Source organism: Ruegeria sp. CK2 (assembly GCF_056536585.1).
The window spans coordinates 62,113-76,609 of sequence record NZ_JBQFPW010000019.1; the positions used below are offsets into that span (position 1 = coordinate 62,113).

25 protein-coding genes are annotated in these 14,497 nt (G+C 55.6%); 3 read left to right on the forward strand and 22 right to left on the reverse strand.

Annotated elements, in window-relative coordinates:
* Positions 1 to 10: 10 nt before the first annotated feature.
* The 17 genes from rplF to rplB all read right to left on the reverse strand — a co-directional run bounded on the left by rplF (position 11) and on the right by rplB (position 8,302).
* Positions 11 to 544: a 50S ribosomal protein L6 gene (gene rplF / locus ACR0BU_RS21975; RefSeq protein WP_298937834.1), complete on the reverse strand. Its 534-nt coding sequence runs from the start codon at positions 542 to 544 to the stop codon at positions 11 to 13.
* 12 nt (positions 545 to 556) lie between these two features.
* Positions 557 to 949, reverse strand: a complete 393-nt coding sequence (rpsH, locus tag ACR0BU_RS21980; protein WP_298937833.1) for a 30S ribosomal protein S8 — start codon at positions 947 to 949, stop codon at positions 557 to 559.
* A 13-nt stretch (positions 950 to 962) separates the two neighbouring features.
* Positions 963 to 1,268 carry a 30S ribosomal protein S14 gene (gene rpsN / locus ACR0BU_RS21985; RefSeq protein ID WP_010437098.1) on the reverse strand — a complete coding sequence of 102 codons (306 nt, stop codon included), beginning with the start codon at positions 1,266 to 1,268 and terminating at the stop codon, positions 963 to 965.
* 19 nt (positions 1,269 to 1,287) lie between these two features.
* On the reverse strand, positions 1,288 to 1,848 hold the full coding sequence (gene rplE, locus ACR0BU_RS21990) for a 50S ribosomal protein L5 (protein WP_480738913.1): 561 nt from the start codon (positions 1,846 to 1,848) through the stop codon (positions 1,288 to 1,290).
* Positions 1,841 to 2,152, reverse strand: coding sequence for a 50S ribosomal protein L24 (gene rplX, locus ACR0BU_RS21995; RefSeq protein ID WP_120633911.1), 312 nt, complete (start codon positions 2,150 to 2,152; stop codon positions 1,841 to 1,843). The genes rplE and rplX overlap by 8 nt, the downstream gene beginning before the upstream one ends.
* Before the next feature lie 2 nt (positions 2,153 to 2,154).
* Positions 2,155 to 2,523: a 50S ribosomal protein L14 gene (gene rplN, locus ACR0BU_RS22000; protein WP_298937830.1), complete on the reverse strand. Its 369-nt coding sequence runs from the start codon at positions 2,521 to 2,523 to the stop codon at positions 2,155 to 2,157.
* Between the two features lie 76 nt (positions 2,524 to 2,599).
* Positions 2,600 to 2,830 carry a 30S ribosomal protein S17 gene (rpsQ, locus tag ACR0BU_RS22005; RefSeq protein ID WP_298937829.1) on the reverse strand — a complete coding sequence of 77 codons (231 nt, stop codon included), beginning with the start codon at positions 2,828 to 2,830 and terminating at the stop codon, positions 2,600 to 2,602.
* A gap of 4 nt (positions 2,831 to 2,834) precedes the next feature.
* Positions 2,835 to 3,041, reverse strand: a complete 207-nt coding sequence (rpmC, locus tag ACR0BU_RS22010; RefSeq protein WP_037311745.1) for a 50S ribosomal protein L29 — start codon at positions 3,039 to 3,041, stop codon at positions 2,835 to 2,837.
* A gap of 197 nt (positions 3,042 to 3,238) precedes the next feature.
* Positions 3,239 to 3,664, reverse strand: coding sequence for an ester cyclase (locus ACR0BU_RS22015; RefSeq protein ID WP_298937828.1), 426 nt, complete (start codon positions 3,662 to 3,664; stop codon positions 3,239 to 3,241).
* A gap of 199 nt (positions 3,665 to 3,863) precedes the next feature.
* Entirely contained in the window at positions 3,864 to 4,070 is a 207-nt protein-coding gene (locus tag ACR0BU_RS22020) for a cold-shock protein (protein ID WP_298937827.1), read from the reverse strand.
* A 206-nt stretch (positions 4,071 to 4,276) separates the two neighbouring features.
* Entirely contained in the window at positions 4,277 to 4,897 is a 621-nt protein-coding gene (locus ACR0BU_RS22025) for a 2OG-Fe(II) oxygenase family protein (RefSeq protein ID WP_480738911.1), read from the reverse strand.
* 50 nt (positions 4,898 to 4,947) lie between these two features.
* Positions 4,948 to 5,496 (reverse strand): amino acid synthesis family protein, encoded by a 549-nt coding sequence (locus ACR0BU_RS22030; protein WP_480738910.1) that lies wholly within the window; start codon positions 5,494 to 5,496, stop codon positions 4,948 to 4,950.
* A gap of 161 nt (positions 5,497 to 5,657) precedes the next feature.
* On the reverse strand, positions 5,658 to 6,071 hold the full coding sequence (rplP, locus tag ACR0BU_RS22035) for a 50S ribosomal protein L16 (protein WP_085823145.1): 414 nt from the start codon (positions 6,069 to 6,071) through the stop codon (positions 5,658 to 5,660).
* 12 nt (positions 6,072 to 6,083) lie between these two features.
* Positions 6,084 to 6,794: a 30S ribosomal protein S3 gene (rpsC, locus tag ACR0BU_RS22040; RefSeq protein WP_037311761.1), complete on the reverse strand. Its 711-nt coding sequence runs from the start codon at positions 6,792 to 6,794 to the stop codon at positions 6,084 to 6,086.
* A complete protein-coding gene (gene rplV, locus ACR0BU_RS22045) occupies positions 6,794 to 7,174 on the reverse strand; it encodes a 50S ribosomal protein L22 (RefSeq protein WP_120633916.1) in 381 nt (126 codons plus the stop codon). Before rplV ends, rpsC begins: the two co-directional genes overlap by 1 nt.
* Positions 7,175 to 7,177: 3 nt before the next feature.
* Complete coding sequence (gene rpsS / locus ACR0BU_RS22050; RefSeq protein ID WP_010437056.1) at positions 7,178 to 7,456, reverse strand: 30S ribosomal protein S19; 279 nt, start codon at positions 7,454 to 7,456, stop codon at positions 7,178 to 7,180.
* Between the two features lie 3 nt (positions 7,457 to 7,459).
* Complete coding sequence (gene rplB / locus ACR0BU_RS22055; RefSeq protein WP_298937824.1) at positions 7,460 to 8,302, reverse strand: 50S ribosomal protein L2; 843 nt, start codon at positions 8,300 to 8,302, stop codon at positions 7,460 to 7,462.
* Between the two features lie 395 nt (positions 8,303 to 8,697).
* Between rplB and ACR0BU_RS22060 the strand changes: the two genes are divergently transcribed.
* A complete protein-coding gene (locus tag ACR0BU_RS22060; protein ID WP_480738908.1) occupies positions 8,698 to 9,651 on the forward strand; it encodes a DUF2971 domain-containing protein in 954 nt (317 codons plus the stop codon).
* A gap of 341 nt (positions 9,652 to 9,992) precedes the next feature.
* On the opposite strand, the gene ACR0BU_RS22065 is transcribed toward ACR0BU_RS22060, so the two are convergent.
* Genes ACR0BU_RS22065 through rpsJ form a run of 5 tightly spaced genes read right to left on the reverse strand, consistent with a single transcriptional unit; the run spans position 9,993 to position 12,584 of the window.
* Positions 9,993 to 10,625 (reverse strand): hypothetical protein, encoded by a 633-nt coding sequence (locus tag ACR0BU_RS22065; RefSeq protein ID WP_480738906.1) that lies wholly within the window; start codon positions 10,623 to 10,625, stop codon positions 9,993 to 9,995.
* Positions 10,622 to 10,918: a 50S ribosomal protein L23 gene (locus ACR0BU_RS22070; protein WP_300073402.1), complete on the reverse strand. Its 297-nt coding sequence runs from the start codon at positions 10,916 to 10,918 to the stop codon at positions 10,622 to 10,624. Before ACR0BU_RS22070 ends, ACR0BU_RS22065 begins: the two co-directional genes overlap by 4 nt.
* The gene (gene rplD, locus ACR0BU_RS22075) at positions 10,915 to 11,532 is read right to left on the reverse strand and encodes a 50S ribosomal protein L4 (RefSeq protein WP_480738905.1); all 618 of its coding nucleotides are present in this window, start codon (positions 11,530 to 11,532) and stop codon (positions 10,915 to 10,917) included. The genes ACR0BU_RS22070 and rplD overlap by 4 nt, the downstream gene beginning before the upstream one ends.
* Positions 11,529 to 12,254: a 50S ribosomal protein L3 gene (rplC, locus tag ACR0BU_RS22080; protein WP_480738903.1), complete on the reverse strand. Its 726-nt coding sequence runs from the start codon at positions 12,252 to 12,254 to the stop codon at positions 11,529 to 11,531. Before rplC ends, rplD begins: the two co-directional genes overlap by 4 nt.
* Positions 12,255 to 12,269: 15 nt before the next feature.
* Entirely contained in the window at positions 12,270 to 12,584 is a 315-nt protein-coding gene (gene rpsJ / locus ACR0BU_RS22085) for a 30S ribosomal protein S10 (RefSeq protein ID WP_008756422.1), read from the reverse strand.
* Between the two features lie 281 nt (positions 12,585 to 12,865).
* Between rpsJ and ACR0BU_RS22090 the strand changes: the two genes are divergently transcribed.
* Together ACR0BU_RS22090 and ACR0BU_RS22095 are read left to right on the forward strand one after the other, a co-directional pair.
* The gene (locus ACR0BU_RS22090; RefSeq protein ID WP_480738901.1) at positions 12,866 to 13,843 is read left to right on the forward strand and encodes an oxidoreductase; all 978 of its coding nucleotides are present in this window, start codon (positions 12,866 to 12,868) and stop codon (positions 13,841 to 13,843) included.
* A gap of 225 nt (positions 13,844 to 14,068) precedes the next feature.
* Positions 14,069 to 14,410, forward strand: a complete 342-nt coding sequence (locus ACR0BU_RS22095) for a RidA family protein (RefSeq protein WP_480738899.1) — start codon at positions 14,069 to 14,071, stop codon at positions 14,408 to 14,410.
* The last annotated feature ends 87 nt before the right edge of the window (positions 14,411 to 14,497 follow it).

Genomic DNA, 14,497 nt, shown 5'->3' on the forward strand with positions numbered 1-14,497 from the left:
GTTTGCGTCCTTACTTCTTCTTGCCTTCTTTGCGGAAGATGAACTCGCCCTTGTAGCGGATGCCCTTGCCCTTATAGGGCTCGGGACGGCGCCAATCGCGGATTTTCGCTGCGACTTCGCCAACCTGCTGCTGGTCGTTTCCTTCCACAATGATCACCGTCTGCTTCGGTGCGGTGATGGTGACACCTTCCGGAGCAACGAAATCAACGTCGTGGCTGTAACCCAGGTTCAGCTTCAGGGTGTTACCCTGCATCTGCGCCCGGTAACCAACACCTTGGATCTCCAGCTCTTTCTTGAAGCCTTCGGTCACACCGGCCACCAGGTTTGCGACCATGGTGCGGCTCATGCCCCACTGCTGGCGCGCGCGCTTGGACATGCCGCGAGGGTTGATCGTAACCACGTTGTCTTCGACCGACAGCGTAACGTCGTCGGTTGCGGTAAAGCTGCGGGCACCTTTCGGGCCCTTAACTTCAATGGTCTGGCCGGACACAGTGGCGGAAACGCCGCTGGGCAGCTCGACCGGTTTTTTACCAATACGAGACATTGACAGACCTCCTTAGAAGACGGTGCAGAGCACTTCGCCGCCAACATTGTTGGAGCGTGCGTTCTGGTCCGACATCACACCTTTCGGAGTGCTGACAATCGACACGCCCAGACCCTGACGGACCTGCGGGATGTCATTGACGCCCATGTAAACGCGACGACCGGGTTTGGAAACCCGCTTCAGTTCGCGAATAACAGGAGTGCCTTCGTAGTATTTCAGGCTGATTTCGATGGCCGGATGACCGTTGGTCCCGGTCGTCGCTTCGTAGCCACGGATGTAACCTTCGTCCGCCAGCACGTCCAGAACCCAACCGCGCAGCTTTGACGCTGGGGTGGAAACGGTGGACTTGCCGCGCATTTGCGCGTTGCGGATACGGGTGAGCATATCGCCGATAGGATCGTTCATATCATTCTCTCCCTTACCAGCTCGATTTCACCATGCCGGGGATCTGACCAGCAGAGCCCAGCTCGCGCAGCGCAATACGGCTGACCTTCAGCTTACGGTAGTAAGCATGAGGACGGCCGGTGAGCTGGCAACGGTTGTGAAGACGGGTTGCCGAGCTATTGCGCGGCAGCTTCGCCAGTTTCAGACGCGCTTTGAAACGCTCTTCCATCGGCTTGCTTTCGTCATTCGCGATTTCTTTCAGCTCGGCACGCTTTGCGGCATATTTGGCCACCAGGCGCTCGCGCTTCTTTTCGCGTTCGATCATTGCTTTTTTAGCCATGTCTTAATCCTCCCGGCGCTCAGGCGTTGAACGGCATGTTGAATTGCTTCAACAATGCCTTGCCTTCAGCGTCGGTTTTCGCTGTGGTGGCAATTACGATATCCAGGCCCCAGACCTCATCGACCTTGTCGAAGTCGATTTCCGGGAACACGATGTGCTCTTTCATGCCCATGGCAAAGTTGCCTTGACCATCGAAAGACGCCTTTACACCGCGAAAGTCACGAATACGCGGCATCGCGATGGTGATTAGACGATCCAGGAATTCGTACATCCGGTCACCGCGCAGGGTCACTTTCGCACCCAGCGGCATGTCTTCACGGACACGGAAACCCGCGATCGACTTTTTCGCCTTGGTCGAAACAGCCTGTTGACCAGCAATCGCAGTCAGATCCTCGACGGCGGCTTTTGCTTTCTTGGAATCCCGAACAGCTTCTGCACCACATCCGATATTCAGAACGATTTTTTCCAGCTTGGGCAGCTGCATGTCGTTCTTGTAACCGAACTCTTCTTTCAGAGCCGGGCGGATGGTTTCAGCGTACTGAGCTTTCAGACGCGGGGTATAATTTGCGGTATCAAGCATCGATCACGTCCCCCGTGGTCTTGGCGAAGCGCACTTTCTTGTCGCCTTCCATGCGGAAGCCAACGCGGGTTGCTTTGCCGTTCTTGTCCAGCAGAGCCAGGTTCGACAGTTCGATCGGATTTGCCTGAGGCAAGCGACCGCCCTGATTGTTCTGGGTCTGGCGGGTGTGACGGATCGCGATGTTCACGCCATCAACGACAGCTTTGCCGGCGGATGGATCAACCGAGGTGATAGTCCCCTCTTTGCCCTTGTCCTTACCGGCCAGCACGACGACCTTGTCGCCTTTGCGGAGTTTAGCAGCCATGATTACAGCACCTCCGGAGCGAGTGAGATGATTTTCATGAAGTTCTTGCCGCGCAGTTCGCGAACAACGGGGCCGAAGATACGGGTACCTACCGGCTCATTGTTGTTGCCCAGAATGACGGCGGCGTTGCGATCGAAACGGATCGCGGTACCATCTTCGCGGCGAACTTCTTTGGCGGTGCGCACGACGACGGCCTTACGGACGTCCCCTTTCTTTACGCGGCCGCGCGGGATGGCTTCCTTCACCGAGACGACGATTACGTCGCCAACGGAGGCGTATTTACGCTTGGAACCACCCAGGACCTTGATGCACTGAACTCGGCGTGCGCCGGAGTTGTCAGCGACATCCAGATTGGTCTGCATCTGGATCATGTGGTTTCTCCCGACCTGTGGGGGCTGGTCTGGTTAAATCCCCCAGGGTTTCGACAAATGGAAAAATCCTGGAAGCTTAAGCTTCCAGAACCTCCCAACGTTTAGTCTTCGATTTCGGCGCGCATTCGATGATGCGGACTGCATCGCCGACCTTGAAGGCGTTCTTTTCATCGTGAGCCCGGTATTTCTTGGACTTACGGATGGTTTTCTTCAGAACCGGATGCGTAAAGCGGCGCTCGACGGATACGGTTACAGTTTGTGCGTTGGCATCGCTTGTTACGGTGCCGGACAGGATACGCTTGGGCATAGGATTACTCCTCCGATGCCGCAGCAGCGGCCTTTTCGTTCAGAATGGTTTTGACGCGGGCAGCGTTGCGGCGGGCCGCTTTGATGCCGGCGGTGCTTTCCAGCTGACCGGTGGCCTGTTGAAAGCGCAGGTTAAAGCTTTCTTTCTTCAGGTTGGCCAGTTCCTCGCGGAGCTGGTCCGGGGTCTTGTCACGCAGTTCTTGGGCGTTCATCGCCTTTTTCCTTTGCTCAAAACACCAGAAGGCCCCTTAAAGGGTCACCTTTGACCTGGTGGATGAATGATAGACATACGAATCCCCCGACTCAGCCGGGTGATCGCAAGATGCCGCTCTATAGGGGAGTCGCTGGTGGGTGGCAAGGGAAACTTTGGGAAGACACAAGCATCTACTCTAAGCACGCTATTCCTGGCTTACTTCACTAAGCCCAAATGTCGTGCGATGGTGGCGCTGTCGTAATAGTCTCTTCCCTCAACAACCATGCCACCTTTCACCCGCATCACCGAACAATAACGCACTTCGTATCGCTTTCCGGTCGGTTCGAATTCACCAAGGCTTGAATGCAGCACACCTGTATGAGTGCCGGTATTGTGGAACTCGACGATAGCCCATTCACCGCAATCGCTGACGATCACATTGTCAACGATGCATTCTCCATCTGGGAATGCCAGTCGCCAGCGCTCGTAGTCCTCTTTGTATGCTAACTTGCCAAGTTGTTTTTCTTCACGAGCAACATCCTCAAACTGGCAGTCTTCGGCAATTACCTCGGCTCCGCGATCAGGATCGCGCATACCCCAACTCTCGTGGAATTGGCGAACCACTCGTTCAGCTTCTTTCACAGCAAACACCCCCCATGATCCAAGGAGCATACAAGATTCTACATGAGCTGGCTCCAGATTTTCTCAGATTGTGTTACTGACCATTCCAATCGAAGGTGTGTGGCAACTCAGTCAAAAATCTAGCTAGGTCTAAATTGAAACGAAAAACGCGGCCTCGTTTGCACGAGACCGCGTCTTCAACTGCAAAAGTCTGAGTGACTTACGCCAGAGCGATGTTCACAGCCGACTCACGACCGTCACGGCCGGGCTCGATGTCGAACGTTACTTTCTGGTCGTCGGCCAGGCCGGTCAGACCCGAGCGCTCGACAGCAGAGATGTGTACAAACACATCTTTGCCACCAGTCTCTGGTGCGATGAAGCCAAAACCTTTAGTTGTGTTGAACCATTTTACGGTGCCAGTGGCCATATCCGTAGTCTCCTAATTAGTTGCTGTCCGCGGAATTGCGACAGCGCGGCGTAGTAGGTCTGGATCGAGAGACTGAGCGCCGAAAATCAGGAGACAGTGGTCGAAAAAGAAAAACGTAAGCGTGCCCCACATGGGTTATATTCCAGCACATTGCAAGGCTTATCCCCAATTTGCGTCAAATCTCCTAGGCGATCGGCGGCGCTTTGCTAATCCCACTTGTAGTTGAAGCTAACACTGATCCGCTCTTCCTCGGCCATATTCATCGGCACCTCGTGACGCAGCCAGCTTTCCCAAAGCAGGACATCTCCCACCTCGGGTTTCACATAGATGAACGGCCGCAACTCACGTCGCCCGCCCTTCAGACGCGTCGGCGCTGCCATCATACGGGCCGAGCGGGGATCTTCCAGCTTTAGCACGCTGGTGCCATTGGGCATCGACACATAAGTCGTGCCCGAGATCACGCTGTGGGGGTGGATATGGCTGGCATGCATCCCGCCCTCGGGCAGGATGTTGATCCAGATGTCCTCCAGTTTCAGTTCTCCCTCACCCAGATCAAACTCCAGATCTTTGGCAAAAGCCGCGACGTGCTGGTCCAGCGCCTTGACCAGATCGGCAAAGATCGGAAACCGCCAGGGCAAATCGCTCAGAGAGGCATAGCTTGTGTAACCGGGATAGCCGTTCTCTTCACACCATTCCCGCCCGGCTTCGTCATCCTCTGCGATGACAAGGCAGGAGCTTTCCAGCTCTTCCGGGTCGATCTTGGGATCGAACTCGGACAAAGCTGCGCGATAGAGACGGGTAACGAAAAGCGATTCAATCTGTGCCATGGGCCGGGCATAACCTAGCTTTTCCAGCAAGGCCAGCCTACGCGACCGGGTTATGCCTTTAGGGGCCCCTTGCCGCAGCGCGGGATCGGTCGGCCGCCATCCGCATAGGCAAGGCACAGCACAATCTCGTCCGGTTTCGGCGCATCGGGTACACTCAATGTCATCGTGTCGAAATGGTCGAAAGACCATGGATTGTCCTTATGACCAAGCGGCAGATCAATCGCACAACCTGGCGCACCCAGTTTGGCATTTGAAGGAATAACAGCCTCACCCCCTCCAGCCACCGCGCGCATCGGGGCACCTAGGCGTGGGTGGATTACAGCTCCACCCTGCTCCAGATCACCATTCGCGCCGACGATCGCAGCCTTCCCATACGAGACGGGATCACTAGCCAGATGAGCGATTGCTTCAGCCGCGAGATCGCCGCCCACAGTTCCGCCGATTTCAAACAACTCCGACAGATCTTCCGAGAATTTTCCGGCCAGGGGGTTTTGGAACACAGCCATCACCGCAACGCGAACGACTGGCGTGCAAGGCTGGCCAAGTTGATCAGTGGTGATCACTTCTTTGACCAGCACCTTTTTGCGCAACTGAACCATGGCGACCTCTCGTTAACTGATCGGCAGCCTAGGGGTAGGTTTGCCATTCGTCGATCTCAATCACGTTATTGCGGATTTTCTGTACCAAAAAAAAAGAAGACCCCCGCCGGGTTCCCGACGGGGGTCAGTCTTATCACGAACAGGGTCTCCCCCAAAATCGCTTACCAGTCTTCGCGAACCACGACGCGAGTCTTGATCGGCAGCTTCATCGCGGCCAGGCGCAGGGCCTCGCGGGCGATGTCGTCATTGACGCCGTCGATCTCGAACATCACGCGGCCAGGCTTGACTTTGCACGCCCAGCGGTCGACCGAACCTTTACCTTTACCCATACGAACTTCGATCGGCTTTGCAGTGACCGGAGTGTCGGGGAAGATGCGGATCCAGACACGGCCCTGACGCTTCATGTGACGCGTCATGGCACGACGTGCAGCTTCGATCTGGCGTGCAGTTACACGCTCAGGCTCAAGAGCTTTCAGACCGTAGGTGCCAAAGTTCAGATCAGAGCCGCCTTTGGCTTCACCCTTGATCCGGCCTTTGTGCATCTTGCGGAATTTAGTACGCTTTGGTTGAAGCATATCTTTCCCTCCTTAGCGACGACCGCCACCAGCACCACGAGGTGCAGGGCCGTCCTGGAGTTCCTGTGCTTTACGGTCACGTGCCTGTGGATCGTGCTCCATGATCTCACCTTTGAAGATCCAGACCTTGATCCCGATGATCCCGTAAGGAGTCATCGCTTCGGCTTGTGCGTAATCGATGTCGGCGCGCAGCGTATGCAGAGGCACACGGCCTTCGCGGTACCACTCGGTCCGTGCGATTTCGGCGCCGCCCAGACGGCCAGCGACGTTCACCCGGATACCCAGAGATCCCATGCGCATAGCGTTCTGAACAGACCGCTTCATCGCGCGACGGAACGAAACCCGGCGCTCCAGCTGCTGAGCGATGGACTCGGCAACCAGTTGCGCGTCAAGCTCGGGCTTGCGCACTTCGACGATGTTCAGGTGCAGTTCGCTGTCTGTCATCAGGGCGATCTTCTTGCGCAGAACTTCGATGTCTGCGCCTTTTTTGCCGATGATGACGCCCGGGCGTGCTGTGTGGATCGTGACGCGGCACTTTTTGTGCGGACGTTCGATGATCACACGGGCGATGCCGGCTTGCTTGCACTCTTTGTTGATGAACTCACGGATTTTCAGATCTTCCAGCAGAAGATCACCGTAGTCCTTGGTATCTGCATACCAGCGGCTGTCCCAGGTGCGGTTCACCTGAAGGCGCATGCCGATCGGATTGACTTTATGTCCCATTAGGCTTGCTCCTCAACTTGACGCACCTTGATGGTGATCTCCGAGAACGGCTTCATAATCTTGCCGAACCGACCACGTGCACGCGGGCGACCGCGCTTCATGACCAGGTTCTTGCCAACCCATGCTTCGGCAACGATCAGTTCGTCGACGTCTAGGTTGTGGTTGTTCTCGGCGTTGGCGATTGCGGACTGAAGGCATTTCTTCACATCCTGCGCGATCCGCTTGTTCGAGAACGTCAGGTCGGTCAACGCCTTCTCGACTTTCTTGCCACGGATCATCTGTGCAACCAGGTTCAGTTTCTGCGGGCTGGTACGGAGCATGCGCGTTTTCGCCATTGCTTCGTTTTCGGCCACGCGGCGGGGGTTCTTTTCCTTGCCCATGACTTACTTCCGTTTCGCTTTTTTGTCAGCGGCGTGACCGTAATAGGTCCGAGTTGGCGAATACTCACCGAACTTCTGACCGATCATGTCTTCCGAGACGTTGACGGGGATATGCTTGTGGCCGTTGTACACACCAAAAGTCAGACCCACGAACTGGGGCAGAATGGTGGAACGACGCGACCAGATTTTGATAACTTCGTTACGGCCCGACTCGCGCGCTGCTTCGGCTTTTTTCAGCACATAAGCATCGACGAAAGGACCCTTCCAAACAGAGCGAGACATAGATTAACGTCCCTTCTTCTTGGCGTGCCGCGAGCGGATGATCAGCTTCTGGGACGCTTTGTTTTTGTTGCGGGTACGCTTACCCTTGGTGTCCTTACCCCAAGGCGTAACCGGTGTACGGCCACCCGAGGTCCGACCTTCACCACCACCGTGCGGGTGATCGATCGGGTTCATAGCGACACCACGGACCGACGGACGCACGCCCTTGTGGCGCATACGACCGGCTTTACCGAGGTTCTGGTTCGAGTTGTCGGGGTTGGACACGGCACCGATGGTGGCCATGCATTCCTGACGGACCATGCGCAGTTCACCCGAGCTCAGACGGATCTGAGCGTAGCCGCCATCACGGCCAACGAACTGAGCGTAAGTACCGGCCGCACGTGCGATCTGACCGCCTTTGCCAGGCTTCATTTCGATGTTGTGGACGATGGTACCGATTGGCATGCCCGAGAACGGCATCGCGTTGCCCGGCTTGATGTCGGCCTTGGCAGATGCCACGACTTTGTCACCAACAGCCAGACGCTGCGGAGCGAGGATGTAAGCCTGCTCGCCGTCTTCGTATTTTACGAGTGCGATGAATGCGGTCCGGTTCGGGTCATATTCGATCCGTTCAACGGTTGCCGAGACATCAAATTTATTCCGTTTGAAGTCAACGATCCGGTAGAGACGCTTTGCGCCACCGCCGCGGCGGCGTGAAGTGATCCGTCCGGTGTTGTTCCGGCCGCCCGATTTGGTCAAACCCTCTGTGAGAGACTTGACCGGACGTCCTTTCCAAAGCTCCGAACGGTCGATCAGCACCAGCCCGCGCTGGCCCGGCGTCGTCGGCTTGTACGACTTGAGTGCCATGCTTTCTGTCTTCCGTTTAGCAAGTGCGGGGATTTCCCCGCTATGTGATAGGCCCCCGTAGGTGCCAAGGGTATAGGGCCCCGAAGGTCCCCGGTTTCAAATATCAGAAGCCCCGGAACGAATCCGAGGCCGCAAGATTGGGTGCGTATAGCCGTGTTGGGGGTGGGTGTCTATAGGGTCCGTGCGGATTTCATATCCAGAGCATCCGGACCAAGAGATCACAATTCTAAAACGAGAACAAACCAAGTCCTTGAGCTTCCACTCAGTGATACAGGACCCTTTTTTCATTTAGAGCTATTGAAGCAAACAAACTCATAAAAAGCCGACCTCATCTTCCAAATCGACGATAATCCGTAAATGGTTACCCAATTGGAAGAGCCAAAACGAGGGAAGCGATGGATTTCGATAACGAAACAAGAATGTTCAATCAGATTTTTCGACCTGGTCTGATGGAAGCAAGTTTGTCTGTCGTGGCCGAACAAAAACGGTTTGTTTATTACACATCTGCTGACACCGCTATGAAGGTGCTCCGGAATCAAGAGCTTTGGTTTAGAAACGCTACCGCGATGAATGATTTCTCCGAGATTTCCTACGGACTGCAGTTGATCCGTTCAGTGTTTTCTGGACCTGAAGGCAATAGGTTTCGTGAGGCCGTAGAGGATATTTTTCAGGGCACAATTGAGAAATCTGACAATCTGCTTTCGGGATGGGAACGGGACTGGCAACTTGAGACATATATTGCATGCGTGTCGCTCCATAATTCCGAAGAAGATCGTCGCGGCAGGCTTTCGATGTGGAGGGCCTATGGAGATACAGCGCTGGTTATCAAAAACACCCCAATGGCTGCGGTAACTGATCTTTTGGCGGTCTATTCTATCCCAGTCTTGTATCTTTCAGTCGAGGGGTTGACCGAATACCTGGCGCAAATCACCAACGCTATACTAATCAACAGAAAGTACTTGCACGGCTTGGGGCAGGAAACTCTAGTTGCTTACATTCACAATATGCTTTTTCGTTTTGCAATTGCCACAAAACATCCAGGATTCGAAGAGGAACAGGAATGGCGTTTGTTCTATCGACCGACGGAGCGGACAAGTCCCGAGATGACGGAAGAAACAGTAGTTTTGGGCGGGGTACCACAGAAGGTCTACAAGCTTCGGCTGGCAAATGAACCGGACAACGGTTTGCACGGTGCGGATATCCCGTCGCTTCTGGATCGCATTATTGTCGGGCCGACTCAGTTTCCATATGTCAGCTACAGTGCGTTCGCAGGTGTACTGGGAGAATTGGGCGTACCGGATGCCCATGAGAAAGTTGTGCTGTCTGACATTCCTCTTCGTGTTGGGTGATGCGAAGATTTTTGCATTCAATAGCAACAAAAAATGGGTATCAGCTTACGCGGTGTCTCTTATTTCTCTCTAATGATGGTTCCGATCAGAGACCTATGCTCTCGTTGACAATGTTACCCTCTTCCAGGGTCACATATGCTTTCTTTGCGTCTTCCCGCCTACGCTCCTAAGCGCGGGACAAGGCCGAAGGCCGCCGCGCCAGCGACTGCCCGTCCCGGCGGGCTGGCGCTTTGGGGACGTTTGCGCCTCGCTATGAGTTCGGATGTATTTGGCACAAAAAAGCGCGCTGATCAGCCGTCGCGGCGCCATCCCACGGGCAGTCTCTGGCGCGGCTTGCGCCCTTATCCGAGGGACCGCCTGCGGCACAGCGGCTCGGCCTCCACCGCGATCCTCTGCTTGAGTTTGATATGCCCCAGCACCTCGCGAAAGGCGCGGTGTTTGGGTTTGCCTTCCAGATAATCCGCCAGTTTGAGCAGGTTGATCGGGTGCTTTGCAATCAACCCCTCGATCCGCTGCACCGCGTCGTCCAACTCATAGTGATCGACGTACTGACAGGCCACCTGCGTGGGCGTCAGCAGACAGTAATCATGCGGGCGTTTCTCAGTATAGCGCGCGATATCGAAAGGCGACGCGCCGAGGGCGTGGAACTTGGGGATGTGCACGCGCATATCGGCCTTGGCGTGTTCCAGAACTGTGCCTGAGGTCTGGCGAAACCCCAGCGGGCCAAGCTTGCCGACCACATGCTTGCGCATCGCCGGAGAGATCATATCTACATCCGCCCGGTCGTATTTCAGATCGTCGAACACCGACAACAGCCCCAGCTTTTCGTCGGCGATCTGAAAATAGGGCTCGGCGCTGAACGCCCGCATTTGTTCCAGAACCTGCGCACGCACAGTTTCAGGGTCCGAAACGAAATCGGCCCCGGCGGGTTGAACCGCCGAGGCCGTGAATAGTCGCAGTAAGCGTCGGATCAAAGACCGGTGCTCACGTCGATTGTGTTCCCCTCTTCCAGGGTCACATATGCTTTTTTGACGTCTTTCCGCTTGCCCAACTGGCCGCGGAACCGCTTGACCTTGCCTTTGGTGATGGTGGTGTTCACCGCCTTCACCTTGACACCAAACAGCGATTCAACCGCTTCTTTGATCTGCGGTTTGTTGCTGTCGATCGCTACCTCAAAGACAATCGCGCCATTCTCGGACGCCATGGTCGACTTTTCGGTGACAATCGGCTTGCGGATCACGTCGTAGTGTTCTGCCTTCGCGCTCATTTCAGTCGAGCCTCCAGTGCTTCGACACCCGCTTTGGTGATCACCAGAGTGTCACGCTTGAGGATGTCATAGACGTTTGCGCCCATCGTTGGCAGGATATCCAGACCTTCGATGTTTGCGGCTGCACGGGCGAACCCTTCGTTCACGGTGGCGCCGTCGATAACCAGAGCGCGTTTCCAGCCCAGGTTTGCAACCTGCTTGGCCAGAGCGGCAGTCTTGCCCTCGGATGCGGCGTCTTCGATCACAACCAGCTCACCAGCTGCCATTTTGGCAGACAGCGCGTGGCGCAGACCAAGTTTGCGGAACTTTTTCGGCAGGTCGTGACCGTGCGAGCGCGCGACGGGACCTTTGTAAACGCCGCCACCGCGGAAGATCGGTGCCGAGCGGGCGCCGTGACGAGCGCCACCGGTGCCTTTTTGGCGATAGATCTTCTTGGTCGAGTAGGACACTTCCGAGCGGGTCTTGACCTTGTGGGTACCGGCTTGCGCGTTGTTGCGCTGCCAGCGAACCACACGGTGCAGGATGTCCGCGCGCGGCTCTAGGCCGAACAGGTCTGCATCTAGCTCGATGTTGCCAGCCTTTTTGCCGTCCAGTTTGATTACATCAAGTTTCATGCTTCACCACCTTCCGCGGGAGCTTCTTCCGCAGGTGCTTCAGTTGCAGCCGATTTCACAGCAGCCGGGAAAGGCAGACCTTCCGGTGCTTTCTTCTTGACGGCGTCCTTGACGGTAACCCAGCCCGATTTCGGTCCGGGAACGGCGCCTTTGATGAAGACCAGACCACGGTCGGCGTCAGTTTTGACAACTTCCAGGTTCTGGGTGGTGACACGGGCAGCACCCATGTGACCGGCCATCTTCTTGCCTTTGAAAACCTTGCCCGGATCCTGACACTGGCCAGTTGAACCGTGCGAACGGTGGCTGATCGAAACACCGTGCGAGGCGCGCAGACCACCGAAGTTATGGCGCTTCATTGCACCGGCAAAGCCTTTACCGATCGAGGTGCCCGAAACGTCAACCTTCTGACCTTCCAGGAAGTGTTCCGCCGATATTTCGGCACCCACTTCGATCAGGCCATCAGCAGAGACGCGGAACTCGGCCAGCTTACGCTTGGGCTCGACCTTTGCAGCGGCGTAGTGACCGCGCATGGCCTTCGAGGTGCGTTTTGCCTTGGCAGCACCGGCACCCAGCTGAACAGCGGTATAGCCGTCCTGCTCATCGGTGCGCTGTGCAACAACCTGCAGGTTGTCCAAGTGAAGAACGGTCACAGGGATCTGCTTGCCGTCTTCCATGAACAGGCGGGTCATGCCAACTTTTTTTGCGATAATACCAGAGCGCATTCTCATACCCTCCGATTACGACTGCAGCTTGATCTCGACATCCACACCAGCAGCGAGGTCGAGCTTCATCAGCGCGTCAACGGTCTGGGGGGTCGGATCAACGATGTCGAGCAGACGCTTGTGCGTGCGGATCTCGAACTGGTCGCGGGATTTCTTGTCAACGTGAGGGCCACGGAGAACCGTGAACTTCTCGATCTTGTTCGGCAGCGGGATCGGGCCGCGCACGTTCGCGCCGGTCCGCTTGGCAGTGTTGACGATCTCTTGCGTGCTGGCATCCAGGACGCGATAGTCAAATGCCTTCAGCCGAATACGAATATTTTGGCTTTGCATAATAACAGCCTTTTATCAGGCGTTGAGGTTGAGAGGAGGACAAGCGCGCATCGCCAACCCTCATCGAACCCAAAAGGCGGGAATCACCCCGCCTTGATGTTCTTGTTGAGAACTCGCGCGATCTACAGGGGTGTGAGGGGTTTGGCAAGGGGGAAGTGCAACAAACTGCATTGGTAGGTGAAGCAAACCTTTGCCCAACGCGTTTGCCTTTCCGACACGCCCAATACAACATGTCAACATCAAACAACGCCGAAACTGAACCACAACGGCAGGAGCATATCATGGCAATAACTGATCAAGTCCCGACGCAATCGGCATTTTACGCCAAGAGCACAGGAGCCGAGGTGTTGAATGGTTTGGACCTCTCAGGGAAAACCGCTATTGTGACCGGTGGTTATAGCGGGATTGGCCTTGAAACGGTTCGCTGTCTGGCCGCAAATGGAGCCTCGGTGATTGTTCCGGTTCGCACTCCGAAAAAAGCCGAGGACGCGCTGGGCGGCGTACCCGGCGATGTTCAAACTGCTCCGATGGATCTGGCGGATCTTGATTCAGTTAAGCGCTTCACCGAAGCGATGCAGGATCAACTTTCGCAGTTGGATTTCCTCATCAACAATGCGGGTATCATGGCCTGCCCCGAAACCCGCGTCGGACCCGGTTGGGAATCTCAATTCGGGGTCAATCATATGGGCCATTTTGCGCTGAGTTTAGGGATGCTCTCCAAACTGAAAGACACATCAGGCGCCCGGGTGGTGAGCCTATCTTCGACAGCTCACAAACTCTCAGACATGATTTGGGACGACATCAACTTTGAGCAGACCGCCTACGAAAAGTGGCAGGCCTATGGGCAGGCAAAGACGGCAAACGCATTGTTTGCAAACGGCATGTCCCGGCGACTGAAGGACGCCGGAGGTACCGCTTTCTCCGTCCATCCTGGGGGAATTTTCACACCCCTGCAGCGGCACTTGCCCAAAGAAGAAATGATCGCACTAGGATGGCTCGGAGAAGATGGCGAGCCATCCGAACTGGCCAAGCAAGGGTTCAAAACACCAGAACAGGGCTGCTCAACGACGCTGTGGGCGGCAACGGCAACGGTGCTAGCAGACTACCCCGGTGTGTATTGTGAAGACTGCAATGTAGCAGCACCAACCGACCCGGAAAGCCCGATGGCCCGGTACGTGGGTGTTGACCCACATGCTTGCAATGATGAAAGCGCCGAGCGTTTGTGGGAAATCAGCGAGCGACTGTTGAAAGCTACCTGAGAGCACCAGACTGCAACTCAACCTGTCCGCTTTTGTGTGACGCCGCAAGGCTACCTTGGCACTTTTTGGTGGCCTTAAACGCGTTTGACCTAGCGGAAGAGTTCAGAAATTCTGAAATTGTTTTTATCAGTTTGCGTTTGCGTTGAATGGCATTCTGCATCCAAAACTACACTGGCAGTACACAACAAATCTGCATCCACTCCTTAGAAATGGCAAGAGACCCTTATGATCAATCGCATAGAGACCGGCGAACGTTCGTCCAAAATTGTAAAACACAACGGAGTCGCCTATCTGACCGGGCAAGTTGCTGAAGGTGAGACGATTCAGGAACAAGTCCGGATTTGCCTTGAGAAAATCGACGCTCTACTTGTGCAGGCGGGTTCGTCCCGTGAAAAAATGCTGCGCGTGACGATCTGGCTTGCCGACATGAAGGACTTTGCGGGATTGAACGAGATCTGGAATGCTTGGGTTCCTTCCGGGCACGCCCCCGCGCGGGCGTGCGGCGAAGCCAAACTGGCACGCGCCGAACTTAAGGTAGAATTCATAGTCGATGCCGCATACGACTAAGCTTTAGATCAAAAGAAGGCCGCCCGTTGTGGGGCGGCCTTCTTTAGTTCGACGATGTGCCGGGCTGATGCCCGGCCTACCGATTAC

Bases quoted from the DNA above. Each gene is read 5' to 3' on its own strand.
- rplF (WP_298937834.1), bottom strand. From the start codon at position 544: ATGTCTCGTATTGGTAAAAAACCGGTCGAGCTGCCCAGCGGCGTTTCC.
- rpsH (WP_298937833.1), bottom strand. From the start codon at position 949: ATGAACGATCCTATCGGCGATATGCTCACCCGTATCCGCAACGCGCAA.
- rpsN (WP_010437098.1), bottom strand. From the start codon at position 1,268: ATGGCTAAAAAAGCAATGATCGAACGCGAAAAGAAGCGCGAGCGCCTG.
- rplE (WP_480738913.1), bottom strand. From the start codon at position 1,848: ATGCTTGATACCGCAAATTATACCCCGCGTCTGAAAGCTCAGTACGCT.
- rplX (WP_120633911.1), bottom strand. From the start codon at position 2,152: ATGGCTGCTAAACTCCGCAAAGGCGACAAGGTCGTCGTGCTGGCCGGT.
- rplN (WP_298937830.1), bottom strand. From the start codon at position 2,523: ATGATCCAGATGCAGACCAATCTGGATGTCGCTGACAACTCCGGCGCA.
- rpsQ (WP_298937829.1), bottom strand. From the start codon at position 2,830: ATGCCCAAGCGTATCCTGTCCGGCACCGTAACAAGCGATGCCAACGCA.
- rpmC (WP_037311745.1), bottom strand. From the start codon at position 3,041: ATGAACGCCCAAGAACTGCGTGACAAGACCCCGGACCAGCTCCGCGAG.
- ACR0BU_RS22020 (WP_298937827.1), bottom strand. From the start codon at position 4,070: ATGGCCACTGGCACCGTAAAATGGTTCAACACAACTAAAGGTTTTGGC.
- ACR0BU_RS22025 (WP_480738911.1), bottom strand. From the start codon at position 4,897: ATGGCACAGATTGAATCGCTTTTCGTTACCCGTCTCTATCGCGCAGCT.
- ACR0BU_RS22030 (WP_480738910.1), bottom strand. From the start codon at position 5,496: ATGGTTCAGTTGCGCAAAAAGGTGCTGGTCAAAGAAGTGATCACCACT.
- rplP (WP_085823145.1), bottom strand. From the start codon at position 6,071: ATGCTTCAACCAAAGCGTACTAAATTCCGCAAGATGCACAAAGGCCGG.
- rpsC (WP_037311761.1), bottom strand. From the start codon at position 6,794: ATGGGACATAAAGTCAATCCGATCGGCATGCGCCTTCAGGTGAACCGC.
- rplV (WP_120633916.1), bottom strand. From the start codon at position 7,174: ATGGGCAAGGAAAAGAACCCCCGCCGCGTGGCCGAAAACGAAGCAATG.
- rpsS (WP_010437056.1), bottom strand. From the start codon at position 7,456: ATGTCTCGCTCTGTTTGGAAGGGTCCTTTCGTCGATGCTTATGTGCTG.
- rplB (WP_298937824.1), bottom strand. From the start codon at position 8,302: ATGGCACTCAAGTCGTACAAGCCGACGACGCCGGGCCAGCGCGGGCTG.
- ACR0BU_RS22060 (WP_480738908.1), top strand. From the start codon at position 8,698: ATGGATTTCGATAACGAAACAAGAATGTTCAATCAGATTTTTCGACCT.
- ACR0BU_RS22070 (WP_300073402.1), bottom strand. From the start codon at position 10,918: ATGAGCGCGAAGGCAGAACACTACGACGTGATCCGCAAGCCGATTGTC.
- rplD (WP_480738905.1), bottom strand. From the start codon at position 11,532: ATGAAACTTGATGTAATCAAACTGGACGGCAAAAAGGCTGGCAACATC.
- rplC (WP_480738903.1), bottom strand. From the start codon at position 12,254: ATGCGCTCTGGTATTATCGCAAAAAAAGTTGGCATGACCCGCCTGTTC.
- rpsJ (WP_008756422.1), bottom strand. From the start codon at position 12,584: ATGCAAAGCCAAAATATTCGTATTCGGCTGAAGGCATTTGACTATCGC.
- ACR0BU_RS22090 (WP_480738901.1), top strand. From the start codon at position 12,866: ATGGCAATAACTGATCAAGTCCCGACGCAATCGGCATTTTACGCCAAG.
- ACR0BU_RS22095 (WP_480738899.1), top strand. From the start codon at position 14,069: ATGATCAATCGCATAGAGACCGGCGAACGTTCGTCCAAAATTGTAAAA.